This is a genomic window from uncultured Microbacterium sp., from assembly GCF_947632095.1.
In the GTDB taxonomy this organism is placed as follows: Bacteria; Actinomycetota; Actinomycetes; order Actinomycetales; family Microbacteriaceae; genus Microbacterium.
This window is the reverse complement of record NZ_CANROA010000029.1, coordinates 1-21749: the sequence shown is the minus strand read 5'-3', so window position 1 is coordinate 21749 and position 21749 is coordinate 1. Positions and strand designations below refer to the sequence as shown.

General features: G+C 68.1%; 20 protein-coding genes. 5 read left to right on the top strand and 15 right to left on the bottom strand.

All coding sequences use genetic code 11. From position 1 onward, the window contains the following. Positions 1–29: 29 nt before the first annotated feature. The 5 genes from Q0Z66_RS08640 to gabT all read right to left on the bottom strand — a co-directional run bounded on the left by Q0Z66_RS08640 (position 30) and on the right by gabT (position 6523). Positions 30–1433 carry a four-carbon acid sugar kinase family protein gene (locus Q0Z66_RS08640; RefSeq protein WP_298040234.1) on the bottom strand — a complete coding sequence of 468 codons (1404 nt, stop codon included), beginning with the start codon at positions 1431–1433 and terminating at the stop codon, positions 30–32. 108 nt (positions 1434–1541) lie between these two features. Then, on the bottom strand, positions 1542–2249 hold the full coding sequence (locus Q0Z66_RS08635) for a FadR/GntR family transcriptional regulator (RefSeq protein ID WP_298040232.1): 708 nt from the start codon (positions 2247–2249) through the stop codon (positions 1542–1544). Positions 2250–2325: 76 nt separating this feature from the next. Then, a complete protein-coding gene (locus Q0Z66_RS08630) occupies positions 2326–3690 on the bottom strand; it encodes an aldehyde dehydrogenase family protein (protein WP_298040230.1) in 1365 nt (454 codons plus the stop codon). A gap of 30 nt (positions 3691–3720) precedes the next feature. Then, on the bottom strand, positions 3721–5196 hold the full coding sequence (locus Q0Z66_RS08625; RefSeq protein ID WP_298040229.1) for an NAD-dependent succinate-semialdehyde dehydrogenase: 1476 nt from the start codon (positions 5194–5196) through the stop codon (positions 3721–3723). A gap of 10 nt (positions 5197–5206) precedes the next feature. Beyond that, complete coding sequence (gabT, locus tag Q0Z66_RS08620; protein ID WP_298040227.1) at positions 5207–6523, bottom strand: 4-aminobutyrate--2-oxoglutarate transaminase; 1317 nt, start codon at positions 6521–6523, stop codon at positions 5207–5209. A gap of 88 nt (positions 6524–6611) precedes the next feature. Here gabT and Q0Z66_RS08615 point away from each other — a divergent pair, with 88 nt between their 5' ends. After that, positions 6612–8075: a PucR family transcriptional regulator gene (locus Q0Z66_RS08615; protein ID WP_298040225.1), complete on the top strand. Its 1464-nt coding sequence runs from the start codon at positions 6612–6614 to the stop codon at positions 8073–8075. A gap of 10 nt (positions 8076–8085) precedes the next feature. Here the strand turns inward: Q0Z66_RS08615 and Q0Z66_RS08610 are convergent, their stop codons facing one another. Next, the gene (locus Q0Z66_RS08610) at positions 8086–9549 is read right to left on the bottom strand and encodes a helix-turn-helix domain-containing protein (RefSeq protein WP_298040224.1); all 1464 of its coding nucleotides are present in this window, start codon (positions 9547–9549) and stop codon (positions 8086–8088) included. A 146-nt stretch (positions 9550–9695) separates the two neighbouring features. Between Q0Z66_RS08610 and aceA the strand changes: the two genes are divergently transcribed. Continuing rightward, positions 9696–11009: an isocitrate lyase gene (aceA, locus tag Q0Z66_RS08605; RefSeq protein WP_298040222.1), complete on the top strand. Its 1314-nt coding sequence runs from the start codon at positions 9696–9698 to the stop codon at positions 11007–11009. Positions 11010–11029: 20 nt separating this feature from the next. Continuing rightward, complete coding sequence (gene aceB, locus Q0Z66_RS08600; protein ID WP_298040220.1) at positions 11030–12685, top strand: malate synthase A; 1656 nt, start codon at positions 11030–11032, stop codon at positions 12683–12685. A 64-nt stretch (positions 12686–12749) separates the two neighbouring features. On the opposite strand, the gene Q0Z66_RS08595 is transcribed toward aceB, so the two are convergent. Next, positions 12750–14462 (bottom strand): acyl-CoA dehydrogenase, encoded by a 1713-nt coding sequence (locus Q0Z66_RS08595; RefSeq protein WP_298040218.1) that lies wholly within the window; start codon positions 14460–14462, stop codon positions 12750–12752. Positions 14463–14587: 125 nt separating this feature from the next. On the opposite strand from Q0Z66_RS08595, the gene Q0Z66_RS08590 reads away from it, so the two are divergent. Together Q0Z66_RS08590 and Q0Z66_RS08585 are read left to right on the top strand one after the other, a co-directional pair. Continuing rightward, positions 14588–15022 carry a hypothetical protein gene (locus tag Q0Z66_RS08590; protein WP_298040216.1) on the top strand — a complete coding sequence of 145 codons (435 nt, stop codon included), beginning with the start codon at positions 14588–14590 and terminating at the stop codon, positions 15020–15022. A gap of 23 nt (positions 15023–15045) precedes the next feature. Continuing rightward, complete coding sequence (locus Q0Z66_RS08585) at positions 15046–16248, top strand: pyridoxal phosphate-dependent aminotransferase (RefSeq protein ID WP_298040214.1); 1203 nt, start codon at positions 15046–15048, stop codon at positions 16246–16248. Between the two features lie 97 nt (positions 16249–16345). Here the strand turns inward: Q0Z66_RS08585 and Q0Z66_RS08580 are convergent, their stop codons facing one another. The 8 genes from Q0Z66_RS08580 to rpsK form a co-directional block, all read right to left on the bottom strand. Continuing rightward, positions 16346–16741, bottom strand: a complete 396-nt coding sequence (locus Q0Z66_RS08580) for a VOC family protein (RefSeq protein WP_298040212.1) — start codon at positions 16739–16741, stop codon at positions 16346–16348. A 10-nt stretch (positions 16742–16751) separates the two neighbouring features. Then, on the bottom strand, positions 16752–17888 hold the full coding sequence (locus Q0Z66_RS08575; protein WP_298040210.1) for a UDP-N-acetylmuramate dehydrogenase: 1137 nt from the start codon (positions 17886–17888) through the stop codon (positions 16752–16754). Positions 17889–17898: 10 nt separating this feature from the next. Further along, complete coding sequence (locus Q0Z66_RS08570) at positions 17899–18297, bottom strand: MaoC/PaaZ C-terminal domain-containing protein (protein ID WP_298040208.1); 399 nt, start codon at positions 18295–18297, stop codon at positions 17899–17901. Further along, entirely contained in the window at positions 18294–18749 is a 456-nt protein-coding gene (locus Q0Z66_RS08565) for a MaoC family dehydratase N-terminal domain-containing protein (RefSeq protein ID WP_298040206.1), read from the bottom strand. Before Q0Z66_RS08565 ends, Q0Z66_RS08570 begins: the two co-directional genes overlap by 4 nt. Before the next feature lie 44 nt (positions 18750–18793). Next, the gene (locus Q0Z66_RS08560) at positions 18794–19588 is read right to left on the bottom strand and encodes a sulfite exporter TauE/SafE family protein (RefSeq protein WP_298040204.1); all 795 of its coding nucleotides are present in this window, start codon (positions 19586–19588) and stop codon (positions 18794–18796) included. 114 nt (positions 19589–19702) lie between these two features. Next, entirely contained in the window at positions 19703–20239 is a 537-nt protein-coding gene (gene rplQ, locus Q0Z66_RS08555) for a 50S ribosomal protein L17 (RefSeq protein ID WP_298040203.1), read from the bottom strand. A gap of 34 nt (positions 20240–20273) precedes the next feature. Then, positions 20274–21263, bottom strand: a complete 990-nt coding sequence (locus Q0Z66_RS08550; protein ID WP_298040201.1) for a DNA-directed RNA polymerase subunit alpha — start codon at positions 21261–21263, stop codon at positions 20274–20276. 130 nt (positions 21264–21393) lie between these two features. Beyond that, positions 21394–21749 (bottom strand): 30S ribosomal protein S11 (gene rpsK / locus Q0Z66_RS08545; protein ID WP_298040199.1); only part of this gene is annotated, 356 nt, incomplete at its 5' end.

Here is a 21749-nt window from a genome sequence, read left to right as displayed (position 1 = left end):
GATGGTTCCTTTCAGTTCTTCAGTTCCGGTCACTGCGCGTCGGCGAGGGTCGCCACCACACGGGCCAGGGAATCCGCGACGCCGACGTTGCCGGCGAAGACGATGTAGGGGATGCCGACCGCGGGGCCGGTCTGCGGCTGCCACAGCGAGACGATGCCGGGGAGCATCGGTCCGAGCACAGTGGCGCGACGGATCTCGAGCGCCTCGCTGGCGACGTCGCTGGAGGTGATGCCACCCTTCGCGATCACGAAGCGAGGCGGGGCGATCGCGAGCACGCGGCGCACGAGTTCGACGACGCCGCTGGAGATCTTGCGGGCGATCTCGAGGCTCTCGTCGCCGTCGGCACCGGTGATCAGCTCGCGCGTGGTGTGCACGATGACGCTGCCATCGGCGAGGGCTTCCGCGACCGAGCGCGCCTGCGCGTCGAGGTGCGCCTCGCGGCGGTCGTCGACGAGCTGGCGCACGTCGAGCTCAATGGTGACGGTGTCGGGGCGCTGCCGTCGCAGCTCTTCGAGCTGCTGGGTGGTCAGCGGCACGTGGCTGCCGACGACGACGAGCCCTCCGCGGTCGTAGGCGAAGGGGATGTCGGCGGCGCGCACGGGTTCGGCGATGTCCTGGCCGATGTGGGCGCGGACGTAGGGAGGGCCGACGCGCAGCAGCACGGCGCGGTCGGTGAGACCGTGCAGTGCGAGGGCGACGACGCGCATGTCGGTTTCTTCGACGACGTCGACCGCGACGACGGTGCCGGTGGCGAGTCCCGTGAGGAATTCGGTGACGGCTTCGACGCCGGAGCGGATGATGTCGATCGTGAGGGCCGCGACGTCGGCGGCGGCGATGCGGCCGTGAGTCTTCTCCTCGACCCACTCGGTGAGGTTCGAGGAGGCGAAGCCGAAGGTCGCGTCCTTCGCGAAGGGGGTCTCCCCGACGGGGGTGGCCTCGCCGTCCGTGACCCAGTAGTGCACGGAGTCGACGGTGATGCGTCCGGCATCGGGGAAGGCGGGGACCAGAAGGGTGAGTTCGGGAGCGGCGCCGCCGTGGGTGACGATCTCCTCGGAGAGCACGTCGGTCTCGAGGGGGAAGTGCCCGCGCAGCGTCGAGTCGCCGCGCGAGACGAAGGTGACGCGCAGATCGGCGTCGGATGCCGCGTCCAGGGCGACCGCGACGATCTCGCGGTTGCGGCGCGCGGCCTCGGCCTCATCGAGCGAGCGGGTGTTCGTCAGGACGTAGACGGCGGCTGCGCCGGTGGCGAAGGCGCCGGCGAGGTCATCCTTCTCCCAGCGCGTGAGCACCGGGAGGTTCGCGACGGACTGCGTGCCGGTGGGGTCGTCATCGAGGACGACGAGGACGTTCTGGGGATCGAGGGATGCTCGAACCTGTGCCGCGTCGATATCGATCGGTGCCGGGAGAGGGGCGAGAAGCGCGTCGACGTGCACGGGAACTCCTTCGTTCAGAGGGGGTTGAGGGCGATCCGGACGGGTTATCCGATATCAGATAACGAGGGTACGCCGATTTTTCTCCCCCGGCAAGCGGAACGGATCCGCTCAGACTCCGAGCACGTAGCGCAGCAGATCGTCCCGCGTCTGCTTCATGTGACTCGACATCGCCTCGCGCGCGGCCTCGGCCGACCGTGTGCGCATCGCCTCGAGAACCGCGGCGTGCTCGACGAGTGCGTGCTCACGGATCTCCAGCACTGAGCTCGTCTCACTGCGCGAGTCCTGCAGCATCGCGGTGAGCGGGCGGACGGATGCCACGAGGATGCGGTTGTCCGCCGCTGTGAAGATCACATCGTGGAAGGCCAGATCGGCGTCGACGAACCCCGGGACGTCACCCTGCCCATGCGCCGTGCGCATCTTCCCCAGCAGCTCCTCGAGCTCGGCGATGTGCTCATCCGTGCACAGGGGGGCGGCCAGCTCCGCAGCCCCCGTTTCGAACATGACCCGCATATCGAGCAGATCGAGCGAGGACTTGCGTCGGGCGCCGCCGCTGCGGGCGAAGCGCACAACCGCTTCCAGTCCGGTCCACTCGTCGACCGGGGCGACCCGATGCCTGCTTCCCGGGACCGGCACGATGACGCCCTGTGCCTGCAGCAGGCGCACGCCCTCGCGGAGCGTGAGTCGGGACACCCCGAGGAGGTCGGCGAGATCGGCCTCGGTGGGCAGCGTCTCCCCAGCCACGAGCCTCCCGGCGATGATCTCATCGAGCAGTCCATCGACGACGGACTGCGTGCGGGTGACCCTCTCGGACTTCATGCATCAAAGGTAGCGCTCCTACGAGTGCACGATCGAGCGCAGGTCCGTGCTTATCGGTCGGTCAACGGCCGAGGGTTCACGGGGCCATCCGGATCAGCTTCCTGTTGACGAACTCGTCGGCGGCGAGCAGGCCGAGCTCGCGGGAGGTGCCGCTGCGCTTGATGCCGCCGAACGGCAGCTCCGGGCTGTCGGCGAGGACAAGGTTGACGTAGACCATGCCGGCCTCGATCCGGTCGGCGACCCTCGCGGCCTGAACATCATCCGTCGTGAACAGATAAGAGCCGAGGCCGAACGGGGTGCCGTTGGCGATCTCCAGCGCCTCGTCCTCATCCGCCGCCCGGTAGACGGTGGCCGCGGGGCCGAAGAGCTCTTCCCGATAGGCATCCATGCCCGGCGTGACGTCGGCGAGCACCGTCGGCTCGAAGAACGCACCCTTCCTCGCGCCCCCGGTCAGCACCGTCGCCCCCTGCGCGACGGCCCGATCGATCTGCTCCTGCAGACGTTCGGCGGCGGCGAGAGAGGCCAGTGGACCGAGAACCGTGTCTTCCTGCGTCGGGTCCTCTGGACGCACCGCGGCGAGCGCCGCCACGAACTTCGATACGAACGCGTCGTAGAGGCCATCGATGATGATGAACCGCTTCGCGCCGTTGCAGGACTGCCCGTTGTTGTCCAGACGCGCATCGACACCGGCCTGGACAACGGCGTCCAGGTCGTGGGCGGAGAGCACGATGAACGGGTCGGACCCGCCGAGCTCCAGCGCGACTTTCTTGAGATGACGCCCCGCGACTTCGGCGACCGCGGCGCCGGCACGCTCCGAACCGGTCACCGAGACGCCCTGCACCCGCGGGTCGGCGATGATTCGGGCCGCCTGCTCATTGGTCGCGTAGACGTTGATGTAGGCGCCATCCGGGAGCCCGGCATCCGCGTAGATCCGCTCGAGGAATGCCGAGGATGCGGGGCATTGCCCCGCGTGCTTGAGAATGATCGTGTTGCCGATCGCCAGGTTCGGCGCTGCGAAGCGAGCCACTTGATAGGCGGGGAAGTTCCACGGCATGATCCCCAGCAGCGCGCCCAGCGGCGAGCGGCGGACGACCGCGGCCCCCTCCCCGAGGATGTCGAGAGGTTCGTCTCCCGTGATGCGGAAGATGTTATCCGCGTAGAACTCGATGATGTCGGCGGCGAAGTCGACCTCGCCGATGGCCGCGGCGATGGGCTTGCCCATCTCGCGGACGATGATCGCCGCGAGTTCTTCGCGCCGTTCCCGGTGCAGCTCGGCGATGCGGCGGATCACCGCGGCCCGTTCCTCGGGGGCAACGGTCGCCCAGGCGGATGCTGCGGCATGAGACCGCGCGATCGACTCGGCGATCTCGGCATCCGTGCTGGTGTCGTAGGTCGCGAGGGTCTGTCCGGTTGCGGGGTTCGTCACGGCGTAGGCGGTCATCGTCGTCCTCCTCGTGGGCGGGTCGTGCTGTCAGGTGGTGGCGGGAAGCAGCGTGTACTTGGTCGAGAGATATTCGTGGATGCCCTCGGCACCGCCCTCTCGCCCGATGCCCGACTGCTTGACGCCGCCGAAGGGGGCCGCGGCATTCGAGACGACGCCGACATTCAGGCCCATCATCCCCGTCTCGAGGGCGTCGATCATGCGGTGCCCTCGGTCGAGGTCCTCGGTGAAGACGTACGAGACGAGACCGTACTCGGTGTCGTTCGCCAGGCGCACGGCCTCCGCCTCGGTCTCGAACGTCGCGATCGCGAGCACGGGTCCGAAGATCTCCTCGCGGAGGATGTCGCTGCCGGCGGCGACGTCTGCGACGACGGTCGGTTCGAAGAAGGTCCCCTCCCCGTCGACTGCGTCACCTCCGATGAGCACGCGGGCACCGCGCGAGGTGGCGTCCTCGACCAGCGAACGGGCCTTCGCGACGGCATCCGCATCGATGAGCGGGCCGATCGTGACGTCGGCGTCCGTACCGCGTCCGATTTTCATCGCCCGTACGCGCGAGGTGACGCGGTCGGCGAATTCTCCGGCGACGGACGCATGCACGATGAACCGGTTGGCGGCCGTGCAGGCCTGCCCGATGTTTCGGAACTTCGCCGCGATCGCCCCGTCCACAGCCTTCTCGAGGTCGGCGTCATCGAAGACGACGAACGGAGCGTTGCCGCCGAGCTCCATCGATACCCGCAGCACACCGTCGGCCGCCTGCGCGATGAGCGCTCTGCCGACCTCGGTCGACCCGGTGAAGGACAGCTTGCGCAGGCGCGGATCCGCGAGGATCGGCGCCGACAGCTTCGAGGATGACGATGTCTGGACGACGTTGACGACGCCCTTCGGGAGCCCTGCTTCTTCGAGGAGCTTCGTGAAGAAGATCGTCGTGAGCGGCGTCAGTGCCGGAGGCTTGATCACCACCGTGCAGCCCGCGGCGAGCGCGGGGGCGATCTTGCGCGTCGCCATCGCGAACGGGAAGTTCCACGGGGTGATGAAGAACGACGGTCCCACCGGGCGCTGCGAAACGATCATGTGGCCCGTCCCCTCGGGGTTCAGCCCATAGCTGCCCGTGATGCGCACGGCCTCTTCGCTGAACCAGCGCAGGAATTCGCCGCCGTAGACGACCTCGCCGCGCGCCTCGCCGATCGGTTTTCCCATCTCGAGCGTCATGAGCAGAGCAAGATCCTCCTTGTGCTGCTGCACGAGGTCGAAGGCCCGGCGCAGGATGTCGCTGCGGGTACGGGGCGCAGTGGCCGCCCACTCCTCCTGAGCGGCGACGGCCGCGTCGAGCGCGCGGACGCCGTCGTCCGCCGATGCATCGGCGATGCGCCGGATGACGGCGCCTGTCGCCGGGTCGTGCACCGCGAAGGTTCGACCGCCCTCTGCCTCGACCCATTCGCCGTCGATGAAGAGCCCGGTGGGGATGCTGTCGAGCAGGGTCTGCTCATCGGATGCCGTGATGCTCATGTGCGCTCCTTCAGAGGCCGGAGAGGGCTGCGGTGAGGACATCGAGCCCCTCGTGCAGCAGGTCGTCGGGGATGGTCAGGGGCGGGAGGAATCGGATGACGTTGCCGAAGGTGCCGCAGGCGAGCACGATGACGCCCTCGCCGATGCATGCTTTCACGACAGCGGCCGTGAGCGCGGCATCCGGCTCACGGGTCAGCGGGTCGATGAACTCGATCGCCATCATCGCCCCGCGTCCGCGCACCTCGCCGATGCGCGGATCGTTCTGCCTCATGATCTCGAGCCGCGTGCGCAGCAGATCGCCGATCCTCTGCGCGCGCTCCAGCATCCCGTCGTTCTCGAAGACGTCGATCGCGGCGAGCGCAGCGGCGCAGGCGACCGGGTTGCCTCCATACGTTCCGCCGAGCCCTCCGGCATGGGCGGCGTCCATGATCTCTGCACGGCCGGTCACGGCGGCGAGCGGAAGGCCCGCGGCGATGCCCTTCGCGGTCGTGATGAGGTCGGGTTCGATTTCGAGCTGCTCGCTGGCGAACATCGTCCCGGTGCGGGCGAAGCCGCTCTGCACCTCATCCGCGATGAAGACGACGCCGTTCGCCCGGCACCACTCCTGCACCGCCGGCAGGAAGCCGTCCGCCGGCACGATGAACCCGCCCTCGCCGGGGATCGGCTCGATGATCACGGCTGCGAGTTCGGCCGCCCCGACCTGCTTCTCGATGATGGCGATGGCGCGGGCCGCGGCATCCGCCCCGTTCAGGCCGTCACGGAAGGGGTAGGACAGCGGCGCCCGGTAGACCTCGGGGGCGAACGGCCCGAACCCACTCTTGTACGGCATCGCCTTCGCGGTCAGTGCCATCGTCAGGTTCGTGCGCCCGTGATAACCGTGCTCGAAGGCGACGACGGCGGAGCGCCCGGTGTGCTTGCGCGCGATCTTGATCGCGTTCTCGACCGCCTCGGCACCGGAGTTGAACAGCGCGCTGCGCTTGGGGAAGTCGCCGGGCGTCAGCCGGTTCAGGGCCTCCGCGACGGCGATGTACTCCTCGTAGGGCGAGATCATGAAGCACGTGTGCGTGAAGCGCTCGACCTGGGCTGCGACGGCGGCGGCGACCTTCGGATGCGCATTGCCGATCGTGGTGACCGCGATACCGCTGCCGAGGTCGATGAGCGAGTTCCCATCGGCATCCAGGACCACTCCCCCGCCGGCTTCGACGACGGCGACAGGAACGGAGTGCGCGACGCCGGATGCCACGGCATCCGCCTTGCGGGCGAGGATCTCTGCCGAACGCGGGCCGGGCAGGGCTGTTACCAGGCGACGCTGCTGCGTGAGGGTCATGCTGAGAGCGTAGGCCTCCGGTCGGGCCCTGTCCTTCGCCCGATCGGATAAGTTGTGATCAATATTCGCCGATGAGTATAGGAGTGGCATGACCGATCCCACACTTCGCGGCCTGATGAGCGATCCCGACCTCGGGCTGCGCCTGCTCACCGAGCCGTCGGTCGCCCTGGACCGACCGTTGCGCTGGGTGCATTCCTCCGACCTCGCCGACCCGACGCCCTTCCTCACCGACGACCTCGTGCTCCTCACCACCGGCGGACAGTTCGACGGTGCGCTCGCGCCCGCCGAGTACGTCGACCGGCTCGCTGCGCATGGCGTCATCGGCATCGGATTCGGCACCGGTGTCAGACATCCGGCCCTCCCACTCGGCCTCGCCGAGGCGTGCAGCGCCGCCGGAGTGCCACTGTTCGAAGTCCCCTACGACACCCCGTTCATCGCGGTCGCCCGGACACACGCCGAGGCGATCGCCACACGGGCCTACGCGCGCCGCGACTGGGCTCTCGAAACCCAACGAGCTCTCGCGGTCGCTGCACTGCGCCCCCACGGCCTGCTCGCGATCATCGCCGAACTCGGCCACCGCCTCGACACCTGGGTGGGCCTTTTCGATGCGACGGGAGAGCTCACCGGCGATCGAGCCACCGGCCGCCTCCTCGAACCGCACAGGCGACGGGCGATCGTCGATGAAGCCACCACGATGCTCGCCCGCGGCACGGAATCGGCACGCAGCACAGCCGGCCTCCAGCTGTTCACCATCGGTCAGACGCGCCGCCTGCGCGGAGTGCTCGTCGTCGAGGCCGACTCCCTCGACGCGGAGGCACGAGCGGTCATCACCTCCGTCATCGCCATGGCCGGGCTCGCCGAGGAGCAGAATGAGCAGCTCGCCGCTCAACGACGGCGACTGCATGCCCAGGTGCTCGAATCGCTGATGCTCGATGACCCCACGCTCGCACAGCGGGTGCTGCTCTCGTTCCCTGCCGCGCCCCTGATCGTCGCGATCACCGCGAGCGCCCCCGCCGATGCCTTTGAGGAATGGTGGGAGCGCCGACGCACCGAACGCGGGTCGAAGGTCTTCCTGGCCCCGGTGGACGACGGAACCCTGATCTGCCTTCCGGCCTCCGACGCTCCCCTGCTCGATGACGCCGCGGAACGCTTCGGCATCCGCATCGGAGCATCGGATGCCGCGGAGCTCACCGGCTTCTCGCGCGCCGCGGCTCAAGCCCGCAGCGCTCTACGGCGCGGCCGACCGGGCGCCACACGGTTCGCGGATGCGGCGGGACGCAGCATCCTCTCGATCCTCACCGACGACGAGGCAGCACTCATCGCGACCTCGCGCCTCTCAGCCCTTCACGACGCGGACAGCGACCTCGAGAGCACCCTGCGGGTGTGGCTCGAGCACGATGCGCGCTTCGAGCAGGCGGCTCTGGCCCTCGGCATCCATCGGCACACCCTGCGCACGCGCGTGGCGCAGGCCGCGAGACTTCTCGGGCTGGACCTGTCGTCATTCCCCGACCGCGCCGAGCTGTGGGCGCTGCTGCAGGCGAGCCGCGGCTGACACCGTGCTCTCACCCCGGCGCGTGCGCCTCGAGGAATGCGTACACATCCGTCGTGTCGACACCCGGGAACGCCCCCGTCGGCAGCGTCGCCAGCAGGGTGCGCGGGGTCTTCACATTCGGCCAAGACCGGGTGCGCCAGCGCTCCTCCAGATCCGCGGGGGCCCGCCGGCAGCACACCTCCGCCGAATGCTTCGACACGCCGCGATTCGCCGTGTCACGGCCCACGAACCAGCGTGTGTCGTCGAAGCGCACGCCGACGCTCACCGAGTGCAGACCCTCGCTGGAAGACTCGACCCGGGCCGTGCACCAGTAGGTGCCGCCTCCGGTGTCGGTGTACTGGTAGTAGGGGTTGAACCGGTCGTCCTCCTCGAACACGACGCGGCTCGTCCACTTGCGGCAGCACATCTGCCCCTCGATCGCGCCGAGCCGGTCGGTCGGGAAGTTCACATCATCGTTCTCGTACGCCTTGGTGATGGTGCCCGACTCATGCACCTTCAGGAAGTGCACGGGGATGTCGAGATGGCGGGTGGCGAGATTCGTGAACCGGTGCGCGGCCGTCTCATAGGAGACCGAATACGCGTCGCGCAGGTCCTCGATCGAGATCGCGCGGCGCTGCTTCGCGTCGCGCAGGGCCGGCACGACGTCCGCCTCGGGCATCAGCAGCGCGCCCGTGAGGTAGTTCGTCTCGACCCGTTGCCGCAGGAATTCCGCGTAGCTGCGCGGTTCCGCGTGCCCGAGGATGCGGCTGGAGAGAGCCTGCAGCACGGCGGTGCGCGCATCTCCCTTCGCCGGCACGCTGCTGGAGAGGTAGAGCCGGCCGTGCGCGAGGTCGGCGACGCTGCGCGTCGTCTGCGGTAAATCGGGCGCGTAGTGGAGGGTGAATCCGAGATAGGCGGCGATCTCGGATGCTGTGCGCTGGGTCAACGGGCCACCAGGGTGTCCAACCGCCGCGAGGATCTCGGCTGCGCGCTTCTCGAGGTCGGCGAAGTGGTTGTCCTGGCGGCGCATGAGGTGGCGGAGTTCGACGTTGGCGCGCCTCGCCTCCTCCGGAGTCGCGGCGCGCTCATCCTTGAGCCGCTCGATCTCACCGTGGAGGGCGAGCAGCGCCTGCACCGCGGCCATCGGAGTCGTCTTCGTGATGCGGAAGGGTTCGATCCCGAGCGTCTGGAACGTCTGCCCCGTCATCGCGCGCTGCAGCGCTATCTCGGCGACGCTGCGCTCATCGAGCGGCTCGCCCTCCAGGAGCGCGTCGAGCCCGGTTCCCAGCGCACGGGCGATCTGCTGCAGCTGAGTGAGTTTCGGCTCGCGTTTTCCGGTCTCGATCATCGACACCTGACTGGGCGCCCGACCAATCGCCGCGGCGAGCTCCTCCAGGGTCATCCCGCGGGAGGTTCGCATCTGCCGGATGCGGCGCCCGATGGTCAGGGCGTCCGTGTCGTGCACTTCGGGGTACTGCGTCTTCGCTGACGTCATGGCGGCGAGTCTGTCACGAAACCAGAAATAACGAAAAACTTCTGCCCGACTTCTCGTATTGAAGAGGGTTTTCTTCACCCAGAGTAGGTGCCAAGCATCCGGTTCCCGACGGCGATCAGGAACCGTCATCCAATGGAGGAGACACCATGAGCACCCACGCACCCCGCCCCGCCGGCCTCCGTTCCGGCGACCAGACGCAGACAGCGGCCGAGCTGCAGGAGAGCTGGGACACCGACCCGCGCTGGGACGGCGTCGAGCGCACGTACTCCGCAGACGACGTCGTCCGCATCCGAGGCTCGGTCCGTGAGGATTCCACGCTCGCTCGCCGAGGCGCTGAGAACCTCTGGAATCTCCTCCACACCGAGGACTACATCCGGGCCCTCGGCGCATACACCGGCGGACAGGCCGTGCAGCAGGTGCGCGCCGGCCTCAAAGCCATCTACCTCTCCGGGTGGCAGGTCGCCGCCGACGGCAACCTCGCGGGCCAGACGTACCCCGACCAGTCGCTGTACCCGGCGAACTCCGTGCCCGCCGTCGTGCGCCGCATCAACAACGCCCTCCTCCGCCAGGACCAGCTCGAGCACGCCGAGGGCGAGATCACGCAGGACTGGCTCGCCCCGATCGTCGCAGACGCCGAGGCCGGCTTCGGCGGCCCCCTCAACGCCTATGAGCTGGCCTCTTCCCTCATCCAGGCCGGAGCCGCCGGCATCCACTGGGAAGACCAGCTCGCCAGTGAGAAGAAGTGCGGGCACCTGGGCGGCAAGGTCCTCGTCCCCACCGCGCAGCACATCCGCACGCTCAACGCCGCTCGTCTCGCGGCGGACGTCGCGGGCGTGCCGACCGTCATCGTCGCGCGGACGGATGCTCTCGCCGCAGACCTCCTCACCAGCGATGTCGACGAGCGCGACCGGGAGTTCACCACCGGCGAGCGCACCGCTGAAGGCTTCTACCGCATCCGCGCCGGACTCGACTCCGTCATCAGCCGCGGACTCGCCTTCGCGCCCTACGCCGACCTGCTCTGGGTCGAGACCGGCGAGCCGGACATCGAGCTCGCCCGGGCGTTCGCCGCGGCCATCCACGAGCGATTCCCCGGCAAGATGCTCGCCTACAACTGCTCGCCGAGCTTCAACTGGAAGCGTCACCTCACGGACGAACAGATCGCGACGTTCCAGCAGGAGCTGGCCGACCTCGGCTACAAGTTCCAGTTCATCACCCTCGCCGGCTTCCACGCCGTGAACCACTCCATGTTCGATCTCGCCCGCGGCTACGCCGAACGCGCCATGAGCGCCTACGTCGAGCTGCAGGAGGCCGAGTTCGCCGCCGAGGCATCCGGATACACCGCCACCAAGCACCAGCGCGAAGCCGGCACCGGGTACTTCGACGTCATCTCGACCGCGCTCAACCCCGACAGCGCCACCCTCGCCCTCGCCGGCTCCACCGAGACCGCGCAGTTCCACTGACTCTCCGAAGGACCACGATCATGACCACTCCCACCGCACCTCCGACCACCGCCCCGACGCAGACGATCCTGCAGGACCCGGCACTCACCGTCACCGGCCCCCTGCACGAACGGTTCGACGAGATCCTCACGCCCGAGTCGCTCGCCTTCCTCACCGAGCTGCACCACCGCTTCAGCCACCGCCGCCACGATCGCCTCGCAGACCGCATGCGCCGGCGCTTCGAGATCGGCACCGGGCACGACCCGCGCTTCCGCGACGACACGCGGCACATCCGCGAGGATGCCGACTGGCAGGTCGCCGGTGCGGGGCCAGGGCTCGAGGACCGCCGCGTCGAGATCACCGGCCCCACAGACCCGAAGATGACGATCAATGCGCTGAACTCCGGTGCCCGCGTCTGGCTCGCCGACCAGGAGGACGCCACGAGCCCGACCTGGCAGAACGTCATCGGCGGCCAGCTGTCGCTGCACGACGCGATCCGCGGTGAGCTCTCCTTCGCCTCCCCGGAGGGCAAGCGCTACGAGGTCACGGCCGAGCTGACCCCCACGATCGTCATGCGCCCGCGCGGATGGCACCTGCTCGAGAAGCACCTGATGTTCATCGACCGCACGGGGCGGCAGCTGTCCGCATCCGCGTCCCTCGTGGACTTCGGCCTGTACTTCTTCCACAACGCGCAGGCGCTCATCGACGCCGGCCGCGGGCCGTACTTCTACATCCCCAAGCTCGAATCGAGCGAGGAGGCGAAGCTCTGGGACGACGTGTTCACCTTCGCCGAGGAGTACATCGGCATCCCGCACGGCACGATCCGCGCAACCGTCCTGATCGAGACGTTGCCGGCCGCCTTCGAGATGGACGAGATCCTGTACGAGCTGCGCGACCACTGCGCGGGCCTGAACGCCGGCCGCTGGGACTACATCTTCTCGATCATCAAGAACTACCGCGGGCGCGGCGCCCGCTTCGTGCTGCCGGATCGCAGCGAGATCACGATGACCGTCCCGTTCATGCGCGCCTACACCGAGCTTCTCGTGAAGACGTGCCACCAGCGCGGCGCATATGCGATCGGCGGTATGAGTGCATTCATCCCGAATCGCCGCGACCCCGAGGTCACCGCTTCCGCGATCGAGAAGGTCTCTGCGGACAAGAAGCGCGAGGCCGGCGACGGGTTCGACGGCACGTGGGTCGCGCACCCCGACCTCATCCCCGCAGCCCAGGCGGAGTTCGACGCGGTACTCGGCGAGGCGCCGAACCAGATCGATCGGCAGCGCGATGACGTCTCGGTGCGCGCGGAGGACCTGCTCGATCTGCGCATCGGCCGACCGATCACCGCACAGGGCGTACGCGACAACGTCTCCGTCGCGATCCGATACATCGAGGCGTGGCTGCGCGGGCTGGGTGCCGTCGCGATCGACAACCTCATGGAGGATGCCGCGACCGCGGAGATCTCACGGTCGCAGGTCTGGCAGTGGATCCAGCAGGACCGCTCCACCGAGGACGGTGCCCGGATCACCGCGGAATACGTCGAGGCTCTGATCCAGGAGACTCTCGCCCAGGCGACGCGCTCCGCCGGCGACCGCTTCGATGACGCCGCGGACGTGTTCCGTGAGGTCGCGCTGGGAACGGACTTCCCCGCGTTCCTCACGACATCCGCCTACTCGCGTCATCTCGTCGACGAGTCCTGAGAACGATGAAGGGCGGGGCGGATGCATCGCATCCTCCCCGCCCTTCATCTGTTTGCTCGAGCGGTCAGCCGATCTCACCCGCGGCGACCGTCTCGGCGAGCGCGTGCACGCGGGGCAGGTGGTGCGCGATGTAGAAGCGCGCATCGGTCTTCCGATCGGCATCATCATCATGGGCCGTGTCGTGGGCGGCCACGGCGATGACAGCGAGCGCGTGCATCCAGCCGCCGGCGAGGGTTCCGAGCAGCATCAGGTACGGCACGGCGACCGAGGAAGAATCGCGCCCCGCCCCGAAGGAGATCAGAGACTCTGTCGCCCGGCGGGCCGCCGCCACCGCCCGGTCGAGCGCGTCGGCGATGACCGCATCCGTTTCTCGAACCGTTGCGGCCGTCTCGGCGATGGCTTCGAGCAGACCGGAGACGGTCGCTCCCCCATCGCGGATAACCTTTCGCCCGATGAGGTCGTTCGCCTGGATGGCGGTCGTGCCCTCATAGATCGGGATGATGCGCGCATCGCGGTAATGCTGCGCAGCGCCGGTCTCATCGATGAAGCCCATTCCGCCATACACCTGGATGCCGTCGCTCGTGACGCGCAGCGTCTCCTCGCTCGCCCAGCCCTTGAGGATCGGCACGAACAGCTCGGCGAGGCGCAGCACGTCCTCGCCAGCGGCGGCGCGATCGAACAGGTCGCCGACGTGCACCGACAGGGCGCGCATTGCGAAGGTCTGGCTCGACATGGAGCGCAGGATCCGTGCCACGTCGGGGTGTCCGGCGATCGGCGTTCCGGCCGGGCGGCCGATGACCGGCCCCTGGAGGCGTCCGGCGGCGTAGGCTGTGGCGCCCTGCAGCGCCCGCTCGGAGATGCCGGTCGCCTGGTGGCCCATGCCGACGCGGGCGGAGTTCATCATGACGAACATGCCGGCCAGACCGCCGTGCAGCTCGCCCACGAGATACCCGGTGGCGTCTTCATAGGCGAGGACGCAGGTCGGGCTCGCGTGGATGCCGAGCTTGTGCTCGAGCGCCACCGTGGTGATCGCATTGCGCTCCCCGAGCGAGCCGTCGGCATTCACGAGACGGCGCGGGGCGACGAACAGCGACAGGCCCTTCGCCCCTTCGGGGGCGCCCGGCGTGCGCGCGAGGACGAGGTGCACGATGTTCTCGGCGATGTCGTGGTCGCCCCAGGTGATGAAGATCTTCTGCCCGGTGATGGCGTAGCTGCCGTCGCCGCGCGGGGTCGCCAGGGTGCGGATCGCGCCGAGATCGGTGCCGGCCTCCGGCTCGGTGAGGTTCATGGTCCCGGTCCACTCGCCGCTGACGAGCTTGGTCAGATACGTTTCGCGCAGATCCTCGGATGCTGCGGCGTCGAGCGCGTGGATGGCGCCGGTGCCGAGCATCCAGCACAGGGCGAAGGCCATGTTCGCACTGTTCCAGATCTCGCCGAGTCCGGCGCCGACCGATTCGGGCAGTCCATCGCCGCCGGCGGTATCGGGGGCCGTCGCGCTGACCCAGCCCGATTCGACGAGCGCCCGGTAGGCTTCGGCAAACCCGTTCGGCAGGCGGACTTCGCCATCTTCGAGCCGAGCGCCGATCTGATCGCCGGCCCGATCGAGCGGGGCGAGCATTTCGGCGGCGAACTCCCCCGCTCCGGCGATGATCTCGACCGCGTCATCCGCGGTGATCGCGCCTCCGGAGGCGTCCGAGACGATATCGCGCCCGAAGAGCTCCCCATAGAGGAAGGCGTAGTCGGCGACCGGCGGGATGTAGGGGGTGGCGGCACTCATCGTTCTCTCCTCCATGCAGGAATGTGGGACCGCGAGTCAGCCTAGCTGACACTCAGTATCAACACGAGGACTTCCCGATCTCGATTCCGACCCTCAGCTCCGGATCGCAGGCGTAACCTGGGCTCATGAGTGAGGTATGGACCGGCATCGCCGAGGAGTTCCTGCACCTGTATCCGATGTCCGGCCGCCTCCTGGCCGTGGCCGGGGCGGATGCTGCGCGGTCGCGCCTCGTCGCCGATGAGGTCGCGGCCGCCCTCGCCTCCGTCGGCCAGACAGTCGAACAGGCCCATAGCATCGACGGCGACGAGAAGACCCTGCGTGCCGAGGTCATCACCCCGTTCCGCGCGGATGCCGCGCGCGACCGCGTGCTCATCGTCTCCGGACCCGCAGCCCTTCTGAGCCCGAGCGCACGCGGACTGTGGAACTTCACTGTGTGGCAGCTCTCCGACGACGAACCCCCGCAGACCGCGGCATCCGCTCTCGTCGACATCACCGACTCGCAGCGCCCTGCCCGCCGATTCGCCGATTACTGCGCGTTGCCCTCGAGTTACGGTGCGTGAGGCATCCGAGTAGCATCTGAGATGTGACCGAACGCGCTCCTCTCTCCCGCAAGCTGTCCGCCATCGCCGAGTCGGCGACCCTCAAGGTCGATGCCAAGGCCAAGGCTCTGAAGGCCGAGGGCAAGCCCGTCATCTCGTATGCCGCCGGCGAGCCCGACTTCTCGACGCCGCAGTTCATCGTGGATGCCGCGGCCGAGGCGCTCGCGGATCCGTCGAGCTACCGTTACACGCCCGCCGCAGGTCTGCCTGCGCTGCGCGAGGCGATCGCGGCCAAGACGCTGCGCGACTCCGGTCTCGAGGTCTCGCCGTCGCAGGTCATCGTGACCAACGGCGGCAAGCAGGCCGTCTACCAGGCGTTCCAGGCGGTGGTGAACCCCGGCGACGAGGTGCTGCTGCCCGCGCCGTACTGGACCACCTACCCCGAGGCGATCCAGCTCGCCGACGGCGTGCCGGTCGAGGTCTTCGCCGGGGCCGACCAGGAGTACAAGGTCACCGTCGCCCAGCTCGAGGCCGCCCGCACCGAGCGCACCACCGTGCTCGTCTTCGTCTCACCGTCGAACCCGACCGGATCGGTCTACACGCTCGAGGAGACCCGCGCCATCGGCGAGTGGGCGCTCGAGCACGGCATCTGGGTCATCTCCGACGAGATCTACCAGAACCTCACCTACGAGGGCGTCAAGGCGACGTCGATCGTCGAGGCCGTTCCCGCGCTCGCCGAACAGACGATCCTCGTCAACGGCGTCGCGAAGACCTATGCCATGACCGGATGGCGCGTCGGCTGGATGGTCGGCCCCGCGGATGCCATCAAGGTCGCCGCCAACCTGCAGTCGCACCTGTCGAGCAACGTGAACAACATCGCCCAGAAGGCGGCGATCGCAGCGCTCAACGGCCCGCAGACCGAGGCCGAGCAGTTCCGCGAGGCGTTCGACCGCCGTCGCCGCCTCATCGTTTCGGAGCTGTCGAAGATCGACGGCGTGCACGTTCCGAACCCGCTCGGCGCGTTCTACGTCTACCCCGACGTGCGCGGCCTGCTGAACCGCGAGTGGCACGGCGTCACCCCGACCACGACGCTCGAGCTCGCCGACCTCATCCTCGAGAAGGCAGAGGTCGCCGTGGTCCCCGGTGAGGCGTTCGGCCCGTCCGGATACCTGCGCCTGTCGTACGCCCTCGGCGACGACCAGCTGCTCGAGGGCATCCAGCGCCTGCAGAAGCTCTTCGCCGTCTGACCTTCACCGCTGGCGAAACGGCGCCGATCCCCCGTCCGATCCCTGCGGATCGGACGGGGGATCGATGTATGCAGCGGGTGCCGAGGAACTTCCGCGGTCAGCGACCGTGACCGATGAGCCAGCGGATGCCGTAGCGGTCGAGCACTTGTCCGTCGCCATCGCCCCACGGCCGCTTACCCAGCGGCTCGACGACGCGGCCCTCGCGGGCGAGCTCGTCGAACCATCCACCGAGGACCACGGGGTCCGCTGTGCCGAGGAGTGAGAAGCTCGCGCCGACGATGTGCACCGCGTCCTCGTCGCCCGCGGCATCCGCGGCGAAGAGCAGCACCGGCCCCCGTAGAACACCGTGGGCGATCGCGTCGCCCGGTCCGTCAGCCCGGCCGAACTGCGCGTAGGTGTGCAGCTCCAGCTCGCCGCCGAACACATCCCGGTAGAACCTCAGGGCCTCTTCGGCATTGCCCGGGAAAGAAAGGTACGGGACGAGCGCGCTCATCCGTCTCCTCTCAGAGCTCGACGCCGACGAGAACCGGCTCCGGCTGCAGCAGCAGACCGAACTCCGAGTGCACCCGCGCCTGCACGAACCGGGCGAGCTCCGCGAGCTCTTCACCGCTCGCCCCGCCTCGGTTGGTCAGCGCCAGAGCATGCTTGGTCGACAGCCCCGCGCGCGAACGCGGCAGGCGGAAGCCCTTCTTGATTCCGGCGTTCTCGATCAGCCACGCAGCGCTGACCTTCACCTCGGCACGGGCCACCGACGCCTGCGGGATGTACCCGTCGTAGGCGCCGAGCGGAATCACCGTGACGGCATCCAGATCGGGAGTCACCGGCCACCGCGGGCACTCGGCCGGCAGCTGCGCCGCCGCCTTCTCGGGAATGATGATGTTCTGGAAGAAGCTGCCGGCGCTCGTCGTATCGGGGTCGTCCGGGTTCAGCAACATGCCCTTGGAAGCCCGGATACGGAGGATCTGCTCGCGCAGGGCCGCCAGCGCGATCCGTTCGTCGCCCGTGAGACCGAGCGCACGACGCAGCTGCTCGCCGCGCACCTGGCGTCCTTCGCCGCCGACCTCTGCCAGATCGAGCGTGACCGACAGGATCACCGCGCGACGGATCGGCACGCCGCCGTAGTGGTGCTTGAGCACCGATGTGCGGAACCCGAGGCCGAGCTCCTCGGCCGAGACCGTCGAAACCTCGCCCGTCGCCTCGTCGATCAGCTCGACCTCGACGAGCGTCTCCTGGATCTCCTGACCATAGGCGCCGACGTTCTGAACGGGCGCGGCCCCGACCGTTCCGGGGATCCCGCTCATCGCCTCAATGCCCGCCAGCCCGTTCTCGACCGCGTAGGCGACCAGCGCATCCCAATTGTGACCCGCCTGTACACGCAACCGAGCCCGACCCTCATGCGGAGAGTCCAGCCGCTCGATCCCCGCCGTGAGCACCCGGATGACCGTCCCCTCGAACGACTCATCGCCGACGAAGAGATTCGAGCCGCCGCCCAGCACGAACCAGTCGTCGTGGCGCGCCCACGTCTCGCGAAGCGCGGCGACGAGCTCGTCTGCAGTCGTGGCATCCAGCATCCGCGCGGGCGCCGCGCCCGTACGCAGCGTCGTCAGCTCGGCCAGCGGAATCGGCGCGATCTCTGCCATGTCCGTCCTCTCAGCGCGCGACGCGCAACTGGGCCTTGACGAGCACGGTCGCCTCAGCGGCCTTCACCGTGAGATCGATCCGAACCGACTCGTCATCGACCGCACCGACCTTCGCGATCACCGACACATCGGCGCCCGTCTCGGGATCGACGACGACGGGGCGAGTGAAGCGCACGCCGTAGTCCGTGATCTTCGACGCATCGCCCAGGGCGGCCACGACGACGGAGGAAGCGATTCCCATCGTGAGCATGCCGTGAGCGAGCACGCCCGGCAGGCCGACGGCTGCAGCGACGTCATCGCGGTAGTGGATGGGATTGAAGTCGCCGGAAGCCCCGGCGTAACGCACCAGAGACTCGCGGCTCAGGTGCACGGTGCGCTCGGCGATCACATCGCCCACGGAATACGTCATGCGGAATCCTCCTCGGAACCGACCAGCAGCACGCTCGTCGCCGTCACGACATGCTCGCCCGCTGCATCGGTGATCGCCGCCTCGCTCGTGATCATCGCGTTCCCCGCCATCATCCGGATGCCCGTCACCGAGAGCTTCGCGGTGAGCTCATCACCCGCGACGATCGGCCTCGAATACGCGAAACGCTGCTCGGCGTGAATCGTACGGGCCAGCTCGATGCCCGAGTCAGGCTCACCGAGCAGCTGTTGCAGAGTGAGGTCCTGGATGACCATCGCGAACGTCGGCGGCGCCACGACATCGGCGTGGCCCAGCGCACGGGCAGCCTCCACATCGGTGTGCAGCGGAGCGTCGGCGAAGACGGCACGGGCGAACTCGCGCACCTTCTCGCGACCGACCAGGTACGGCGGCGTCGGCGGGAACTCCCGGCCGACCAGATCATTGTTCACAGGCACCCGACGAGTCTATCGAGGGAAGCCCTCCGGCCGCGTCCACGACGTCAGCGACGACGCCCGCGGATCGCCTTCAACGCCATCTGCACCGCGATCACGACGAGATACGCGGCGAACAGGACGTTGCCCAGCAGCGGATCGATCAACGTCGCCAGCCAGGCGCCGAGCGCCGTCGTCGTGCACGCCGACACCCCGATGATCCCGGCGGCGACCAGATCGACGTTCTTGTTGCGCAGGTTGCCGATGGTTCCGGAGATCGCCGTCGGAATCATCATGAGCAGAGACGTGCCCTTCGCCTCGAGATCGCTCGTGCCGAAGGCGAGCATAAGCACGGGGACGACGATCACTCCCCCGCCGACGCCGATGAGCCCCGCCAGAATACCGGTGCCCACACCCACCAGAGCGAGCAGAACGCCGTTGAGGAGACCGAGCTCGAATACCGCCGACCGAGAGGGGATCACGACGAAAAGCGTGACGATCACCACGACGAGGAAGCCGACGAAGCACCAGCGCAACGCGGTCTGCGAGATGCGCGGCAGCAGACGCGTGCCGATCTGAGCGCCGACCACCGCACCCGCGGCGAGGATCGCAGCGGGGATCCACGCGACCGATCCGTGCAGCGCATAGGAGATCACGCCGACGCTCGCGGTCGGCACGATCGCCGCGAGCGACGTACCAGCGGCCAGACGCTGGTCGAATGCCAGCAGCAGGACCAGCATCGGCATGATCACGGTGCCTCCGCCGACGCCGAAGAGCCCGGAGAGAACACCGGCGAGCAGACCGATTCCGACGAACGCGGCGTAGGCGCGCGGAGTGCGTGCAGGGCGGGTCGATTCGGTCATCATGTACGCAGCAGCCTCAGCATCCGTTCAGACTATCCCGTCAGCGCCGCCGACCTGAAAAACGACGAAACCCGCCGCCCCGAGGGGCGGCGGGTTTCGTACGGAGTACGAGAATTACTCGGACTTCTCCTCGGCGGGAGCCTCGACAGCAGCTTCGGCTGCAGCCTCAGCAGCTGCACCCTCTTCCTGCGACTCGGCACCGGCGTCAACGGCGGCGTCCTCGACGGGAGCCTCCTCGACGGCCTTCTCGGCCTTCGGAGCAGCCTTGGCGGCCTTCTTCGCCTTCGGCGTGACGGGCTCGAGGACGAGCTCGATCACAGCCATGGGTGCGTTGTCACCCTTGCGGTTGCCGACCTTCGTGATGCGGGTGTAGCCGCCCTCACGGTCAGCGACCAGCGGAGCGATCTCGGTGAAGAGCGTGTGAACGACTTCCTTGTCACCGATGATCGACAGCACGCGACGGCGTGCGTGCAGGTCGCCGCGCTTGGCGAAGGTGATCAGTCGCTCGGCGAGCGGACGCAGGCGCTTTGCCTTCGTCTCGGTCGTCTTGATCGACTTGTGCGTGTAGAGAGCAGCAGCCAGGTTGGCAAGCAGCAGACGCTCGTGTGCGGGGCCGCCTCCGAGGCGGGGACCCTTGGTGGGCTTAGGCATATTGGTCTAACTCCTGGTCAGAATTTCGGGAAGGTCAGAAGGACTCGTCTTCGCCTGCGCCGTAGAAGTGGGCGCCGTCGAAACCGGGCACCGAATCCTTGAGCGACAGACCGAGCGAGATGAGCTTGTCGCGCACCTCGTCGACCGACTTCTGGCCGAAGTTGCGGATGTTCATCAGCTGCGTCTCCGACAGCGCCACGAGCTCGGACACCGTGTTGATGCCCTCGCGCTTGAGGCAGTTGTAGGAGCGAACCGAGAGATCCAGGTCCTCGATGGGCATGGACAGCTCGCTGGAGAGGACAGGCTCGACCGGCGCGGGGCCGACCTCGATGCCCTCGGCCTCGACGTTCAGGTCGCGGGCCAGACCGAAAAGCTCGATCAGGGTCTTCGCGGCCGAAGCGACGGCATCGCGGGCGGCGATGCTGTTCTTCGTCTCGACGTCGAGGATCAGCTTGTCGAAGTCGGTGCGCTCACCGGCACGCGTCGCCTCGACGCGGTAGCTGACCTTGAGGACCGGCGAGTAGATCGAGTCGACCGGGATCTGGCCGGCCTCTGCGTACTCGTTGCGGTTCTGGGTCGCCGAGACGTAGCCGCGGCCACGCTCGATGGTGAGCTCCAGCTCGAACTTCGCGGACTCGTTGAGCGTCGCGATGACCAGGTCGGGGTTGTGGACCTCGACACCGGCCGGAGCCGAGATGTCTGCGGCGGTCACTTCACCGGCACCGGTCTTGCGCAGGTAAGCCGTGATGGGCTCATCGCGCTCGCTCGACACGACGAGCTGCTTGATGTTGAGGATGATCTCAGTGACATCCTCCTTGACCCCGGGGATCGTGCTGAACTCGTGCAGCACACCGTCGAGTCGGATGCTGGTGACAGCAGCGCCGGGGATCGACGAGAGCAGGCTGCGACGCAGCGCGTTACCGATGGTGTAGCCGAAGCCGGGCTCGAGCGGCTCGACGATGAACCGGCTACGGTTCTCGGCGATCTTTTCCTCGGTCAGTGTGGGACGCTGTGCAATGAGCACTTTGTGTTCCTTTCGATCACATGCCCGCTATATGACATGTGGTTGGTGAGGTCTTGCGTTGTGGAAGGGCGCCCGTGAAACGGGCGGAAAGTCGTCCGCCCCGGAGGGCGGACGACTCCAGCAACCGAAATCAGACGCGGCGACGCTTCGGCGGGCGGCAACCGTTGTGCGCCTGCGGCGTGACGTCCTGGATCGAACCCACCTCAAGGCCTGCGGCCGTGAGCGAGCGGATCGCGGTCTCGCGGCCGGAGCCCGGACCCTTCACGAAGACGTCGACCTTCTTGACACCGTGCTCCTGAGCCTGGCGGGCGGCCGACTCGGCAGCCATACCAGCGGCGTACGGGGTCGACTTGCGCGAGCCCTTGAAGCCCACGCCACCCGACGATGCCCAGCTGATGACAGCGCCGGACGGGTCGGTGATCGAAACGATGGTGTTGTTGAACGTCGACTTGATGTGGGCCTGGCCCAGCGCGATGTTCTTCTTTT

What these genes read in the sequence shown, in the direction of transcription:
- Q0Z66_RS08635 (WP_298040232.1), bottom strand. Translation starts at nt 2,249, where the DNA reads ATGAAGTCCGAGAGGGTCACCCGCACGCAGTCCGTCGTCGATGGACTG.
- Q0Z66_RS08630 (WP_298040230.1), bottom strand. Translation starts at nt 3,690, where the DNA reads ATGACCGCCTACGCCGTGACGAACCCCGCAACCGGACAGACCCTCGCG.
- Q0Z66_RS08625 (WP_298040229.1), bottom strand. Translation starts at nt 5,196, where the DNA reads ATGAGCATCACGGCATCCGATGAGCAGACCCTGCTCGACAGCATCCCC.
- gabT (WP_298040227.1), bottom strand. Translation starts at nt 6,523, where the DNA reads ATGACCCTCACGCAGCAGCGTCGCCTGGTAACAGCCCTGCCCGGCCCG.
- Q0Z66_RS08615 (WP_298040225.1), top strand. Translation starts at nt 6,612, where the DNA reads ATGACCGATCCCACACTTCGCGGCCTGATGAGCGATCCCGACCTCGGG.
- Q0Z66_RS08610 (WP_298040224.1), bottom strand. Translation starts at nt 9,549, where the DNA reads ATGACGTCAGCGAAGACGCAGTACCCCGAAGTGCACGACACGGACGCC.
- aceA (WP_298040222.1), top strand. Translation starts at nt 9,696, where the DNA reads ATGAGCACCCACGCACCCCGCCCCGCCGGCCTCCGTTCCGGCGACCAG.
- aceB (WP_298040220.1), top strand. Translation starts at nt 11,030, where the DNA reads ATGACCACTCCCACCGCACCTCCGACCACCGCCCCGACGCAGACGATC.
- Q0Z66_RS08595 (WP_298040218.1), bottom strand. Translation starts at nt 14,462, where the DNA reads ATGAGTGCCGCCACCCCCTACATCCCGCCGGTCGCCGACTACGCCTTC.
- Q0Z66_RS08590 (WP_298040216.1), top strand. Translation starts at nt 14,588, where the DNA reads ATGAGTGAGGTATGGACCGGCATCGCCGAGGAGTTCCTGCACCTGTAT.
- Q0Z66_RS08580 (WP_298040212.1), bottom strand. Translation starts at nt 16,741, where the DNA reads ATGAGCGCGCTCGTCCCGTACCTTTCTTTCCCGGGCAATGCCGAAGAG.
- Q0Z66_RS08575 (WP_298040210.1), bottom strand. Translation starts at nt 17,888, where the DNA reads ATGGCAGAGATCGCGCCGATTCCGCTGGCCGAGCTGACGACGCTGCGT.
- Q0Z66_RS08570 (WP_298040208.1), bottom strand. Translation starts at nt 18,297, where the DNA reads ATGACGTATTCCGTGGGCGATGTGATCGCCGAGCGCACCGTGCACCTG.
- Q0Z66_RS08560 (WP_298040204.1), bottom strand. Translation starts at nt 19,588, where the DNA reads ATGACCGAATCGACCCGCCCTGCACGCACTCCGCGCGCCTACGCCGCG.
- rplQ (WP_298040203.1), bottom strand. Translation starts at nt 20,239, where the DNA reads ATGCCTAAGCCCACCAAGGGTCCCCGCCTCGGAGGCGGCCCCGCACAC.